Annotated in this window: 10 protein-coding genes and 1 pseudogene; 9 read left to right on the top strand and 2 right to left on the bottom strand. The window is 48.6% G+C overall.

Going from position 1 to position 14296, the window contains the following annotated elements:
• The 5 genes and pseudogenes from Q0W37_RS10830 to Q0W37_RS10800 form a co-directional block, all read left to right on the top strand.
• The coding region (locus tag Q0W37_RS10830; RefSeq protein ID WP_297701492.1) for a hypothetical protein at window positions 1-300 on the top strand (300 nt) is incomplete at its 5' end.
• Window positions 278-958: a GSU2403 family nucleotidyltransferase fold protein gene (locus Q0W37_RS10825; protein WP_297701490.1), complete on the top strand. Its 681-nt coding sequence runs from the start codon at window positions 278-280 to the stop codon at window positions 956-958. The genes Q0W37_RS10830 and Q0W37_RS10825, both read left to right, overlap by 23 nt.
• A gap of 488 nt (window positions 959-1446) precedes the next feature.
• Window positions 1447-3308 (top strand): annotated as a pseudogene (locus tag Q0W37_RS15430) (acyl-CoA dehydrogenase family protein).
• 115 nt (window positions 3309-3423) lie between these two features.
• Window positions 3424-4686 (top strand): CotH kinase family protein, encoded by a 1263-nt coding sequence (locus tag Q0W37_RS10805; RefSeq protein WP_297701482.1) that lies wholly within the window; start codon window positions 3424-3426, stop codon window positions 4684-4686.
• 376 nt (window positions 4687-5062) lie between these two features.
• Window positions 5063-5797: a hypothetical protein gene (locus tag Q0W37_RS10800; RefSeq protein ID WP_297701481.1), complete on the top strand. Its 735-nt coding sequence runs from the start codon at window positions 5063-5065 to the stop codon at window positions 5795-5797.
• Between the two features lie 32 nt (window positions 5798-5829).
• Here the strand turns inward: Q0W37_RS10800 and Q0W37_RS10795 are convergent, their stop codons facing one another.
• Window positions 5830-6174, bottom strand: coding sequence for a hypothetical protein (locus Q0W37_RS10795; protein WP_297701479.1), 345 nt, complete (start codon window positions 6172-6174; stop codon window positions 5830-5832).
• Between the two features lie 706 nt (window positions 6175-6880).
• On the opposite strand from Q0W37_RS10795, the gene Q0W37_RS10790 reads away from it, so the two are divergent.
• Window positions 6881-7378 (top strand): hypothetical protein, encoded by a 498-nt coding sequence (locus Q0W37_RS10790; RefSeq protein ID WP_297701478.1) that lies wholly within the window; start codon window positions 6881-6883, stop codon window positions 7376-7378.
• Window positions 7379-7446: 68 nt separating this feature from the next.
• Here Q0W37_RS10790 and Q0W37_RS10785 read toward each other — a convergent pair whose 3' ends face one another.
• Entirely contained in the window at window positions 7447-8472 is a 1026-nt protein-coding gene (locus Q0W37_RS10785) for an Rpn family recombination-promoting nuclease/putative transposase (protein ID WP_297701476.1), read from the bottom strand.
• A gap of 242 nt (window positions 8473-8714) precedes the next feature.
• Here Q0W37_RS10785 and Q0W37_RS10780 point away from each other — a divergent pair, with 242 nt between their 5' ends.
• The 3 genes from Q0W37_RS10780 to Q0W37_RS10770 all read left to right on the top strand — a co-directional run bounded on the left by Q0W37_RS10780 (window position 8715) and on the right by Q0W37_RS10770 (window position 14166).
• Window positions 8715-9191, top strand: a complete 477-nt coding sequence (locus Q0W37_RS10780; protein ID WP_297701474.1) for a hypothetical protein — start codon at window positions 8715-8717, stop codon at window positions 9189-9191.
• Window positions 9192-9490: 299 nt separating this feature from the next.
• Complete coding sequence (locus tag Q0W37_RS10775) at window positions 9491-10228, top strand: hypothetical protein (protein ID WP_297701472.1); 738 nt, start codon at window positions 9491-9493, stop codon at window positions 10226-10228.
• A gap of 443 nt (window positions 10229-10671) precedes the next feature.
• Window positions 10672-14166 carry an Eco57I restriction-modification methylase domain-containing protein gene (locus tag Q0W37_RS10770; RefSeq protein WP_297701470.1) on the top strand — a complete coding sequence of 1165 codons (3495 nt, stop codon included), beginning with the start codon at window positions 10672-10674 and terminating at the stop codon, window positions 14164-14166.
• The last annotated feature ends 130 nt before the right edge of the window (window positions 14167-14296 follow it).

The raw sequence follows: 14296 nt of genomic DNA, 5'->3' as shown, positions 1-14296 counted from the left end.
ATATTGAAAGAAGAACTCGATCGGCTGGAAAGGCTTCAGGCGAAGTATTCCGCCATGCTCGAAGCCTTCCCCAAAGGGTCTCTGCGAAAAAAGAAAATCGGACAGAAGATTTACTTCTATCTTGTTTCAAGAAAAGGCGACCAGGTAGTAACGGAATATCTATGCCAAGGCAACAGTCCCGAAGCCAAGTCATTCGAGGAGCAAGACGCCAAGAGAAGGGATATCAAATCCAAGTTCAAAAGCGTAAAAGAGGACATTGCCGAAATAAGGAGGAGTCTTGGAAAACTCGCCCGAAAATAACTTTATAGAAATTCTGACCCAACTTCAAGATGCGGGCGCATTGAGAAGGCTGATTCTTGTTGGAAGCTGGTGTTTGCTCGTTTACAAACACGTCTATGACAACGCTCCCGAAATCCCAGCGCTCCGCACGACCGATTTGGATTTTCTGGTTCGTGAGCCCAATGTGAATATCCCGAAAATCAACATACCCGATGTCCTGGAAAAACTGGGTTTCGAGCCGCTGAACGACCTTGCATCGGGATTGACGAAATACGAACGCGAAGATTTGGAGATTGAATTCCTTGTAACCAAGATGAGAAATGGCGATAGCGTGGTAAAGGTCCCACATCTGACTCTTTCCGCACAAATGCTTGCCTATATGGACATTGCAAGCAAGTATTCGCAACAAGTTTCTTTCAATGAGATTTCTTTGAACGTTCCGGAAATTTCGGCATTCGTCCTACACAAAATTCTTGTCCAACCGTTAAGGAACGATGATGCCAAGAAAGAAAAAGATGCGGCAACAATCCGTTCCCTGAGCGACTTGATTATCGACAGAAACGATTTAACCCTGCGCACCAAGGAGATTTATTTGGAATTTCCGCAGAAATGGAGAAATAAAATCCTTTCAGAAGCAAAGTCAAAATATCCGAACATCGTCAAGATACTTGAAGCGTAGTTTCCACAATTTACCCTACAATTTGCAATTTTTACACATTTGTAGGGTAATTTAAGTAAAAGAGAATGATATTCATAGAGCACTCTGTCGCAAGACAGGGTGCACTGTGTATTAAGCCCGGGCGTTGCGGGTGCGGCGTCTGAGCACCCGCAGTGGGGGTAGCGTAAGACCCGGCCGGGGCGGGTTTTGTTTGGGTTCCCGAAGGGAGCGATTATAGGGGCGGGGGCCGGGGCTAAAGCGAGGGGGACACCTCCCCCTTTATACAACGGCGAATTTTTACACAGGCCATCCAGAGATTCCGGCAGCCGAGGAAAAATACTTCGTCAGAAAAATTCGAGCGAGACCGAGTGCAAGAAGGAACGAGACTTGGTGAATACTGGAGGTCTTTACCAAGTCGAGTGACGAACTTGCACGAAGTGTCGCAGCCGAATTTTTTAGAAGGATTTTTTCGAGGATGCCCCCAGTTCAACCTTGAAAGCTCTCCTTTGATGCAGCGCATCGTGGAGCTCAAGGAAAACGGCTACGCCGACAAGGACAGCTTTGACTACGCGCCGGAAGACTACGCCGACGCGATAGACAGCTACAACCGCGTGCTCGAAGTCGCAGGCGACATCACCGCGAACACCATCTTCCCGAACTCGGAAGACGTGGACGCCGAAGGCCCCCACTGCGAAGACGGCCGCGTGCGCTACGCAAGCAAAACCTACGAGAACCTGGAAGCCACCCGCAAGGCTGGCCTCAACGGTGTGACCATGCCGCGCCGCTTCGGCGGCCTGAACTTCCCGATTACCGCCTACACGGCCATCAACGAAATGATCGCCTCTGCAGACGCCGGTTTCGAGAACATCTGGTCCCTGCAGGACTGCATCGAGACCTTGTATGAATTCGGCGACGAGGACCAGCGTTCCCGCTTTATCCCGCGCGTGTGCGCCGGCGAGACGATGTCCATGGACCTGACCGAACCCGATGCCGGTTCCGACCTGCAGCGCGTGATGCTCAAGGCCACCTACAGCGAAGAAGACAAGTGCTGGTACCTGAACGGCGTGAAGCGCTTCATCACGAACGGTGACTCCGACATTCACCTGGTGCTCGCCCGCTCCGAAGAAGGCACCCACGACGGCCGCGGCCTTTCGATGTTCATCTACGACAAGCGCGACGGTGGCGTGAACGTGCGCCGCATCGAAAACAAGCTCGGTATTCACGGAAGCCCGACTTGCGAACTTGTCTACAAGAACGCTGTGAGCCTAAAGCGGCTCATCTTAATGAGCCGTGTAGGCGAGAGTGAGGCGTAAGCCGAACGGTCGTGTAAGAGCTGAACTCTGTGGCCGCCGCAAGTTCGGTCTTATCAAGTACGTGATGGCCCTCATGAACGGCGCCCGCCTCGGCATTGCAGCACAGTCCGTGGGCATCAGCCAGATGGCCTACAACGAAGCTCTCGCCTACGCTGTGAGCCAAAAGCGACTCGTATCAACGAGTCGTGTTGGCGAGAGTGAAGCGCAAGCGAAACGGTCTCATAACACCGTAAGCAGTTCGGCCAGGCCATCATCAACTTCCCGGCTATCTACGAGATGCTTTCCAACATCAAGGCCCGCCTTGATGCCGGCCGCGCCCTCCTTTACCAGACATCCCGCTACGTGGATATCTACAAGGGACTGGAAGACATCGAACGTGACCGCAAGCTCACCGACGAAGAAAAGGCCGAACTCAAGCTTTACACGAAGCTCGCCTCTGCATGCACTCCGCTTGCCCGTGAGCCTCAAAGCCCCATGCGTTAAGCTGGGGCGGAGGCGAGAGTGAGGCGCAAGCCGAACGGTCGTGCGACTGCATGAACTCCGAATACGCCAACCTGAACGCCTACGACAGCATCCAGGTTCACGGCGGTTCCGGCTACATGCTCGAATACGCCTGCCAGCGCCTCTACCGCGATGCACGCATCACCTCCATTTACGAAGGCACGACGCAGTTGCAGACGGTTGCCGCCCTCCCGCACATCACCACCGGAACCTACAGCCAGATGCTCGAGGAACTGGAAGCGGGCGAAGTGGCCGCCGAATACGAGAGCCTCAAGGCCCGCGCGAAGGCCATGGACGCGAAGTTCAACGAAGCCATCGAAGTTGTGAAGGCCGCGAACAACAACGAGTTCACCGACCTCTGCAGCCGTCACTTGTATGAACTCGCCGCCAACTGCGTGATGAGCCAGCTCATGCTCCGCGACGCCACCAAGGCACCGGAACTGTTCGAAAAGAGCATGAAGGTGTACCTGAACCTTGCTGAAGCTGAAGTCGCCAAGCACTACAACTTCGTGAAGAGCCTCAGCGTGGAAGCGATGGAGAGCTACAGGAAGGCGTAAACCTCGCTAACGCGAAAGCGCATAAAGCTTAAAGACCTCGATGCAAAAGCATCGGGGTCTTTATTTATACCCTGCAAATTTTATCTACATTTACCCCATATTCGCAGGACTCCCCATGACGGCGTTTCAGACAACAATCAGGCGATTCGCCCAGCATTTCCTTGTATGCACGTTCACCGTGTTCGTGACATGCGGATTTACCGCCTGCAGCAACAGCGCAAACTGTTTCGATGATTCCTGCGACGACGTCAAGAACTACCTTCCTCTTGACGACACGGAATTTCCTTATGTAGGCATCCCGAGAATCGTCATCGAGACGGAGGATCGCCAGGAAATCAAGGACCGCGAAACGGAGGTTCCTGCCAAGCTGCAAGTATGGGGCGAGCGAGCGCCCGAAAGCGAAATCATGGAACTCACGATCAGCGGCAGGGGAAATTCAACGTGGCTTAAGCCCAAGAAGCCGTACACCATAAAATTCGAGCAAAAGCAGAATTTCATGGGAATGAAAGAGGCAAAAAAATGGATTCTGCTCGCAAACTATTTTGACCGAACGCTTATCCGTAACGCGGTCGCCTTCGAAATCGCCAAAAAAACAAGACTCGATTGGGTTCCAAGCGGAAAATTCGCGGAAGTCTTTTTAAACGGCAAATTCCTGGGCAACTACTTTGTCTGCGAAAAAGTCCAGATAAACAAGAACCGTCTCAACATCAGCGATGACGCCTACCTTTTGGAATTCGACAAGTACTACGACGAAGAATTCAAGTTCAGGTCCCCTGTCAACGACCTCCCCATCAACATCAAGAGTCCAAGCCAACCAACCGAGGAACAGGTATCGCACATCGCAAGCTATATCGACACCATTGAATGCATTCTCTATGGAGATTGCGATACTCTTTCCATCGAAGACTATCTTGATTTTCCGTCTTTTGCCGACTACCTGATTGTCAACGAACTTGCCGAAAACTGCGAACCCATGCACCCCAAAAGCGTCTTTATGTACAAGGACCATGGTCCCCTGAAAGCAGGACCCGTATGGGATTTCGACTGGGGAACCTTCTTGGCAAAAAACGTGAAAGGGTGGAAAATTACAAGCGGCATATGGTTTGCCGCACTGATGTCAAATGACGTCTTCAAAAAAACGATTCAGGAGCGGTGGGCACAATACAAGACGAACTTCGAACAAATCCCATTTTTCATCGACTCCCTGGTCGAATATACGAAAGAATCAAACGAGCGAAACTACGCCAAGTGGCCCATAAGCAATAAGTCGAGCGAATTTCCCGACAGGGACAAACCCTTCGACGAAGCGATTTCGATGCTTAAAAGCACCTACATCTCAAGAATCAGCGAGATGAACACCCTCATCAACGGACTGTAGCGGGGCTGCAGCCGCAACGGAAATTTTGCAGAGCTTTTCGCGGTCATAATTTCGCCGTGCCACGCTGGCACGTTTTTTTCACTTTTTTATTTACACCAGGCATTTTTTGCATTGTTGGCATCCCCTAAAAAGCCCCCATAATGTCCAACTTGGGTTATCACCCAAGAAGGGAGAGGGATAGGAGAAGGAATCCCCCCCTATATTAAGGGAAGTCACAAGGCATTGATGCCTTAGACATATATTATTTGTAGCAAAGTAGATCTCTTGTAGATCGCTAGACATATAAATAGCCTTTTGATTTAAATCAAAGGGCTCTTTTTTATTGTCAAAAATTTCCAACCCGCCCCGACAGGGGCACACACCCAAGGAGTAGCTTATGGCGCTCAACAACCAAGCAACCACCACCAAAAAAATCCAGGCAACCACCGAAATCAACAAACTCATCACGCGCGCCCAGACCGCCCCGACCCCAGAAGCCTACGAAAGGGAAATTCAGGCCCTTTGGACCATTTTCGGGGAGAACTTTACCGCTCTCGTGGCAAAGAATTCCTACCTGATCGACTCCGACTTCAGTCTCCGGGGTTACAGCCCTGCCGAACGCCAGTCCTACCAGGCGGGCACCGCCTATATGCTTTTCTGTAAGGCGGTTTCGGATTTCGAGCCGAGCCGAAAGGTTCCCTTTGCCGCCTACATCGCCAAAATCGGAGAATGGCGCATGCGCGACGAAAAGCGCAAAAACGCCAAGCGCAGCAAGCGCGAGGAACTCGACCGCTGCACAAGCAACAGCGATTCCGACGAGGAATCGTATTCCCGCATCGACAATTGCGACGTAAACCCCTTTACCGGGGAACGCAACGAACTGGACTGCGATTTTGACAAAAAGGATTTGCTAGTCCGATTCAAAAAGCGCCTTGCCGCACGCGACCCCAAGGCACTCAACAGGTTCAACATCATGTACGAGCTCTGCCGCGAAGGCAATTACTCCGACGCCGAAGCCGCCAGACGCATCGGCTGCGAACGCGCCAACATGAAAAACGTGAAAAGCAACCTCCTTCAAATCATGACCGAATGCGGACTCAAAGAAGAATTCCGCCTACTGATGGCGGCGTAGCCTGCAAGGAAAAAAAATCCTTAGTCAACTCCCTATGTATCTTCGAGTTCCCCATCCAGATTTTCGATGGTCTCATGAATCAGACGGTCATAAAACATCTCGTACATAGGAGCCAGTGCACCGACAACTTCATTAAAGGCATCGTCGTCACTACAGGAGGAATCTCGAACACGGGTAAGCAAATTTCCAGCTTGATTATGCGCCATAATAATAATGGCGGCCTTGCCGATATCAGGATGCTCCTGTACGATTTCACGAAACACGCCATAAGTTCCCTCAGAAAACGTCTTGAAGGTCTTCAGCCAGCCTTCTATGTAGCCGGGCCAATTCTTGATTTGCCGGTAAGATTCATCAATATCATCTGTCAGTTTAGACATCGGAGCTCTCCTTTTCTCTTGTACATTCTCTTATCGTTTTGCAATACTCGATAGTCAATCACCAACACAAAAAAAGCTTGCAGACTGACACGAACTCTGCGGGACTGCCCCAAGAAATTATAAATAGGGCTGAAAATCGCTTTTTTTTGAAAAAAAATGCGATTTCGTTTTACATTTTGAAAATTGAAAACGATATATAAGCACGATTATGAATTGGTTTGCGGGTATGCTGTTAAGTAAAATTTACAAAACTTTTTAAGGTCTAAAATCCGAGTGTCATCTTTTGACAGCTGGTTCTAGCTATATTTGTAAACATGAGAGTTTTTGATATTTTCTCTGTTTGGTCCTCCTGCGCCCCGATGAGCGCTCCCCTGCATTATATATATAATGGTCTCGCCCTCGGCTTGACCAAATAAATCCACATTTTTTTGCATTTACGGTACAGCACCGTCTTTTGATAAAAAACTTATCAAGGGGCTTTTGTCGTCTTTTCTCGCCGTCCGCCAGCCGACGGACACCTTCAAACACCCAAAGGAGTACGCCCATGCGTCACAACAACACCCCGGCCACCGCCACCCCGATCAACAACCTCATCGCGCTCGCCCAGACCGCCCCGACCGAGGAAGCCCGCGCAAGCGCCATCGGGCAGATATGGGAGCAATACGGCGACAAAATCGTAGGAATCGCCGCCAAGCAGTCCTACAACATGGACTCCGATTTTGGCTACCACGGCTACAGCGTCGCTGACCGCCGCGCCGCCGTCATGGGAGAGACCTTCGAAGTATTCCTGAAGACAGCCCAGGAATTCGACGCCACCCTCGGCGTACCCTTCATGGCCCACGCAGCCAACAAGGTCAAATGGCAGCTCCAGACCAACAAGCGCGAGAACGCCAAAAGAGACGACCGCGAAGAGCCTCTCGACTACATAGAGAACTGCAGCGCCCCCAACGACATGGAAAACAACGTCTACCTCAAGGACGCCATCGATGCCATCAAGCGCAGCCTCAAGGGCAATCCGACGCTCCTCCGCTACTTCGACACCCTCATGGACATCTGCTACGACGGCCTGAACCCCACCGACGCCGAGGCCGCCCGCCGCATGGGCTGCACCCGTGCCTCCACAAACAACTACCGCAAGCAGCTTCTCCAGCACCTGAACGACTACAACCTGGTCGAAGACTGCCGCATGGCCCTGGCAGCATAGCCGTGGCCGCCCCTTTTGCGGCCAAATTTTGCCGTGTTACGGTTGCACGGAGAAACTCGGGAATCTCTTTACTTGAGCGCAAGCATCGCAGAAATCACGGACTCCGGAACCTTCTGCGAACGTAGAAACCTGACCCGTTTAGCATCGCGAGCAGCGTTTTGTGCATCATTCTTCTCACGTTCCTGCTTGGCCCCCTGTTCAATGCCTTCCTTTCGGCCTTCTTTTCGGCCTTCTTCCAAGCCGCGTTTCCGACCGCGGCGAACTGCGGCGCGTTCTGCGGCACGGAGACGGTCGCCAGCCGTCTTGATGCCCAGGGCCTGTCCGATACTCATACGCATACGCAATTCCTCAACGACTTCTTCATCTAGGTACTCTCCTAAATATACTACAATTTTCTCCGCAAGGGTAGCCCTTGCGCCATTATCCAGCCGGGAAAGCATTTTTGCCAACTTGTCCACGATTCCTTTCAGTCCATCGGCATCGAAGGCATGCTTCATCACCAAAGCCCCGATTGAAGCCTCGACATTCGGCTCCCTAAGGCAGGCCCCGTCGGGAATGTCGGCGAGATTCACGAGGACGCACTCGAACGGCAATTCGCGACCATTGAACTGCCCCCTGTACTTGGTGCGGAATTCCGCCAGCGGGTTCCAGCCGACACATCCATTGTAGATGATAATCGCCTTGGTCGGGAGCCAGCCGAAATCGGTTGCACCCTTGTTATGCATGACCTCGAAGGTGTAACGGTAAATCTGTGAAAGTACGTCGCTTTCATGGTAGGACTTGTGCTCCAACAAGATGCCCACGAAAATTTCGGGACCGCCCTTGATGCGCGCCTTGAACGCGAGATCAGAGTGCCCCCATTCCTTGACAGAGCTAAAACTGCCCGGAATCAATTCCAGGGAATCCATGTCTACAGAGGCGAGCATCTTGCGGAGTTCGGGGTTCCTGCGCCGCGCAAGCCGAAGGAGAGTGCGCGTGTTGGCGGGAATCGCGTAAATATAGCGGAAGAATGGATCATGCTTGCGGTGTTTTACATTTACAGTCGCTGATTCGGTTCCGGAAACAACCATCCGTTTCTTTTTTTTCTTGTTCATGCACAAGTTCGTCCTTTCCGCAAGCAGTCGCCTGCGGAATCAGGGTTATTCGGCGTGCCGCCCACGCCGGGCGAATAGGAAGGGACCCTATCTTTATATATATACGCTGGTTTTAGAAAAATTAGGAATTTCTCCACCTTTTTGCGTTTTTTTTGCACGGTCCTAATTTTTTTTTCATTTTCACTTTACATTAGAGAAATTCCTTACGATATATATAGTGAACACTTTTTAGGGAGGCCCTTATGGGACACGCAGTTACCAAGAACACGAAATACCAGATCATTAACGCCCGCGTAGAAGTGTACAGCGGCGGCCCGGATCCGGCAATTATCGTTGCCGAAGTGGAACTCATGCCCCAGACCGCAAAAGGCAAGCCTGTTTTCTACACCCTTTCAGAAGTTGATGGCATGCCCGCATTTTACAAGACGAAGGAGTCCGTTTTCGACAAGCTCGTGAACCCGGCCGAATACGAAGACGTCATTTCCGACATTGTAAATAAGCACACCCTGTACGAAGGCGAAAGCTACGCCGATTTCTTCGAAAATCACAAGGGAATCGAATGTTACGAGGGGCTGCGCTACCTGATTTACATCATGCGCGCCGACTGGGACACCACCAAAGCCTTCATCAAGAAGACCAAGGGCAAGCTCCTGAGCGAAATCGAAATCCCGAAATCCGACGCCGAAGAGGAATGGGAAAACGGTGAAGACGAGGATTAGTAAAAGAAAAGTTTACAAAACATCGCCAAAAAAAATGACAAACTGTCAGCTTTTGACATCCGGTTTAAACTATATTTAGAGACATGAGAATGAATGAGATTTTTTCACCACCTTAGCTGACAGCATCACCTAGCAGCCATATATTATTTGTAGTAAAGTAGATCTCTTGTAGATCGTTTGACATAGAAAGACTTTAAAAAGAGCCTTTTGATTTAAATGAATTTTAAATCAAGGGGCTCTTTTTTTGTCTAAAAAAATCCACCCCGCCCCGATAGGGGCACACACCCAAGGAGTAGCTTATGGCGCTCAACAACCAGGCAACCACCACAAAAAAAATCCAGGCAACCACCGCCGAAATCAACAAACTCATCGCGCGCGTCCAGACCGCCCCGAGCGCAGAAGACTACGAAAGGGCTATTCAAACCATTTGGGCCATTTTCGGGGACGACTTTACCACACTCGTGGCAAAGAAGTCGTTCCTGCTCGACTCCGACTTCAGCCTCAGAGGTTGCAGCCCTGCCGAACGCCAATCCTACCAGGCGGGCACCACCTATATGCTTTTCTGCAAGGCAGTCTCGGATTTCGAGCCAAGCCGAAAGGTTCCCTTTGCCGCCTACATCGCCAAAATCGGGGAATGGCGCATGCGCGACGAAAAGCGCAAAAACGCCAAGCGCAGCAAGCGCGAGGAACTCGACCGCTGCACAAGCAACAGCGATTCCGACGAGGAATCGTATTCCCGCATCGACAATTGCGACGTAAACCCCTTTACCGGGGAACGCAACGAACAGGACTGTGAATTCGACAAAAAGGATTTTGTCGCCCGCATCAAAAAATGCCTTGCCGCCAACGACCCCAAGGCACTCAACAGGTTCAACATCATGTACGAACTCTGCCGCGAAGGCAATTACTCCGACGCCGAAGCAGCCAGACGCATCGGCTGCGAACGCGCCAACATGAAAAACGTGAAGAACAACCTCATCCAAATCATGGCCGAATGCGGACTCAAAGAAGAATTCCGCCTGCTGATGGCGGCATAGCCCCGCAATCAACCACCGAATCGCCAGTCTCTGGCTGGCGATTTTTTCTTTTTTCACTTTACATTCGCCAAAATCCTTACGATATATATAATGAAGACTTAAAAAGGAGGCCCTTATGGCACAACCGAAAATCTATATCGCCAAGAACGGCACAAAGTTTGTCCACTACACCAAAGAAAAGATTGTAATCCAGGACAAAAACAACCGAACCTGGGCAACAAAGGGTTGCAAGTAAAAGAATTTCCTTAAGTATCCGTTGTTGGTGAAAGAAAGCCCGGTGACTTCATTGTCATCGGGCAATTTCTATCAATCTTAATATATATTTTCTCAATCAGTTCTTCTATCCAATCAAAAAATTGATTATTTGCCTTTTTTTCAATTTTCAATTGACTTTTTTATATAAAAAAAGATATATATACACAGTAAACCCACAAGGAGCCTTTATGACCGCATACCCCGAGTTCGAAGCCATTATCAAAAATTGCGATATAATCCGCATTGACAATTTTTTGAAGACCCTTTTTAGAGGAGATTCAAAAGGAACCGGAAAATTCGGCGGTACAGAACAACAGGCAACCGATGGTGTTACCATTTTGGGCTCCACAACTCTTTTTACTCAGGACGGACGCCCCAAGCCTATTCTTTGCTGTGCAAAGCAGATGGACGGCATACTTACGGAACGCAGTTCCAGGCGCAAACAGTTCGATATTGCCGTAAAAGTTTTGAAGGACAATTTCGTCAACCCCTACATGGGGAATGGCCCTATACAGGGGTCTTTCACACAAGGGCTCTTTTTCTTCTTCGATGAACCGGGGAACTTTAGACTCTCGTTGGTGACGGCAGAAATTTCTGCCGGTAAGATGGAACTGAACAATTATCGTCGTCAAAGTTTCTTTGTCGAAGCGGGCAAGAACAACAAAACTTTCCGCACTCGCCTTTGCAAAACTATCGCAAATTACGATGAGTTCAAGTCCGCGTTTGATGTGGAAAAATTAAGCGACGAATTCTTCCGCGAATACAAGGTGTTCTATGAAGACATCGTGCAGTACATTACCGGTGCCCGCTACATAGAAGTCAAGAAGAATAAGTACGAACGTAAGGACATGAGTGGCGTAAACCACGAAATCTACGACCAATTTGTTGAGATCTATGGTGATGATGCGGAACGGGCGGTACGCAATTACGTGAAAAAACTCATGGGCCGTCTAGTCTTCATCCAGTTCTTGCAAAAGAAGGGCTGGCTCGGCAATCTTGCGGATTCCGACAATTGGAATACGGGCGATCGAGACTTTATGCAGAGTTTGTTCCTTGAAGTTTCTCCGGAAGACCGAGAAAACTTTATTGACAGTGTTCTTGAAGAAATTTTCTTCGGTGAATTCAATACCAAGGAGAATGAACGGCATATCAAGAATGCAACCTTGAGAAAATACAGATTCCCGTTCTTGAATTGTGGTCTATTTGACCGCGATGCTGATGACAAGCTTGATTTCAAGTTGCCCGCGGCAGTTTTCTGCAATTTGAAATTTTCGGATACCGAGCGCAAGGCCCCAAATATCAAGGATTGGACCCAAAAGCGTAATCCCTATTTTGACGACAGAGCGTGTGGTCTTTTTGACTTTTTCGATCGATTCAATTTCACCATTGACGAGAATGACCCCACCGATGCCGAAGTGAGCGTGGACCCAGAAATGCTCGGCAAGATTTTTGAGAACTTGCTCGAAGACAACAAGGACAAGGGCGCGTTCTATACGCCCAAGGAAATCGTGAACTACATGGTGAACGAGTCCCTAATTGCCTACCTCGAAACAGAATGTTCTAAGGTCATTGAGCCTGCCGAAATGACCGAATCCAGAATTCGAAACTTTGTCTTGACGCTAGACACCTCCGCATTCACGGACAGCGAAAAAACGCAACTGGATGCAAAACTTGCCGAAGTGAAGATTTGTGACCCGGCTATTGGTTCGGGCGCGTTTCCCATGGGACTTTTGAACTTGCTTTGCAAATGCCGCCAGAGCCTGCAACCTGCAGAAAGACAGCATGACAAGAAGATGATAGCCGCGTTGAAGCGCGACATTATCCAGCAGAATATTTACGGTGTGGATATCGAAAAGGGTGCCGTGGATATTGCCCGACTCCGTTTTTGGCTTAGCCTGATTGTCGATGAAGAAACGCCCGAAGTGCTCCCCAATTTGGAATTCAAGATTATGCAGGGGAACAGCCTGCTAGAAAGCTATGAAGGGATTGACTTAAGTGGTCTTGCCGGTGAAAAGGGGTCGCGTACAAGGGCTCAATCTAAGGGCCAATTGTCGCTAGTATTTGATGAAAAGCAGGCGATGGAACAAATTCAAAAAGACTTGAACACGTTCTACAAGACGGATAGCCACGCCAAAAAGGAGTCGCTCACACTTTCTATCAATAACAATGTTAAGGAATACCTCAAGTACATTGCGCCCCAAAAGAGCAAGGAAATCGATGCGATGCCAGTACCTAACGACACGTTCTTCTTGTGGCACACCTATTTTAGGGATGTGTTCAGCCGGAAAGGGAAAGAGGGCTTTGATATTGTTATCGGGAATCCGCCGTATATTCAACTGCAAACGATGGGAGCGATAAGCGATACCTACAAAAATGAGGCGTTTGAAACTTTTAATAAAACAGGTGATATATATTGCCTTTTTGTTGAACAGGGTATGGATCTGCTATGTAAAGATGGTGTTTTAACATACATCATGCCGAATAAGTGGATGCAAGCAGGTTATGGTAAAGAATTACGATTGTATTTGACAAAAAAAAGAATCTTGAATTTTGTTGATTTTGGCGACTACCAAATTTTTGCTAATGCGACGACTTATGTTTGTATTCCACTACTTCAAAATACAAAACCGTTAGCGAAATTTAAGGCGTCTTATATGAAAGATGCTGATATGTCTAAAATTCCTGAACGATCAGATGTTTTTGATACAGCCGATTTTGGAGCGGAATCCTGGGTGTTGTCTTCAAGTGCTGAAAAGAAATTACGAGATCGCGTAGAGAAATCGTTTCCTCGTTTAAAAAACTTTGTCGGTGGCGAAGCTTATCGAGGCGTACTGACAGGATTGACTAAGGCTTTTTTGATTGATGAAGCTACAAAGAATAGTATTATTTCAAAAGATAATAGTGCGAAAAAAATCATTCATTCGGTAATTAGAGGACGTGATGTTCAACCTTATCAAAATGCAGAAATTGGAGCATATCTAATAGGTTCTTTCCCTGCGCGAAATTTGAATATAGACGATTATCCTAGCGTAAAAAGTTGGCTATTGTCTTTTGGAAAAGAAAGGTTGGAACAAACCGGAAAGAAGTATATCATAAATGGTGAGGCCATAAAGGCTAGAAAGAAAACTGGTAACAAATGGTTTGAAACTCAAGATCAAATCGGTTATTTTTCGCAATTTGCAAAACCGAAAATAATGTATCAAGCATTCCAGGTAAAACCGTGCTTCATATATGATGAAAGTGGTCTTTATTGCAACAATTCTATGTGGATTCTGCCTACAGAGAATAAAGCTTTGTTGGGTCTATTGAACTCCAAGATGGGCTGGTGGCTTATTTCTAAATATTGTACACAAATTCAGAATGGTTATCAGCTGATTTGGAAATATTTCGGTGAAGTTCCGATCGCTCTAGCCGAAAACGAAAATACAAAAAAGATTGCGGAAATTGTCGACTCCATCCTGGCCGAAAAAAAGAAAAACCCTTCTGCAAATACATCGAAACTAGAAGAGGAAATCGACAACCTTGTCTATGAACTCTATGATTTAAAGCCAGAAGAAATTGCAATAGTGAAGGCCGGCTCCTCGGCTCAGAATGATGATGGGAGAAATGCTCGCAACGACAAACCGCATGAAACTCACGGCTCTGTAGCCGACGACGACTTCTTACAAGGGGAAGACTTGTAGGACTTGCACGCCTATAGTGAAAAAAAACATTAAGCGCGCCATAAGTACGCTTAAGGAAAAAGGCTTTATTGTTCGCGTCGGCAGCAACAAAACCGGCTTCTGGAGCGTAAAGAAAAACTAGAGGAAATTA

It is taken from the genome of uncultured Fibrobacter sp. (assembly GCF_947166265.1).
Classification (GTDB): domain Bacteria; phylum Fibrobacterota; class Fibrobacteria; order Fibrobacterales; family Fibrobacteraceae; genus Fibrobacter.
The sequence above is the reverse complement of the archived record's forward strand: the minus strand, read 5'-3'. Positions and strand labels throughout refer to the sequence as shown.

Bases quoted from the DNA above. Each gene is read 5' to 3' on its own strand.
- Q0W37_RS10805 (WP_297701482.1), top strand. From the start codon at position 3,424: ATGACGGCGTTTCAGACAACAATCAGGCGATTCGCCCAGCATTTCCTT.
- Q0W37_RS10800 (WP_297701481.1), top strand. From the start codon at position 5,063: ATGGCGCTCAACAACCAAGCAACCACCACCAAAAAAATCCAGGCAACC.
- Q0W37_RS10795 (WP_297701479.1), bottom strand. From the start codon at position 6,174: ATGTCTAAACTGACAGATGATATTGATGAATCTTACCGGCAAATCAAG.
- Q0W37_RS10790 (WP_297701478.1), top strand. From the start codon at position 6,881: ATGGACTCCGATTTTGGCTACCACGGCTACAGCGTCGCTGACCGCCGC.
- Q0W37_RS10785 (WP_297701476.1), bottom strand. From the start codon at position 8,472: ATGAACAAGAAAAAAAAGAAACGGATGGTTGTTTCCGGAACCGAATCA.
- Q0W37_RS10780 (WP_297701474.1), top strand. From the start codon at position 8,715: ATGGGACACGCAGTTACCAAGAACACGAAATACCAGATCATTAACGCC.
- Q0W37_RS10775 (WP_297701472.1), top strand. From the start codon at position 9,491: ATGGCGCTCAACAACCAGGCAACCACCACAAAAAAAATCCAGGCAACC.
- Q0W37_RS10770 (WP_297701470.1), top strand. From the start codon at position 10,672: ATGACCGCATACCCCGAGTTCGAAGCCATTATCAAAAATTGCGATATA.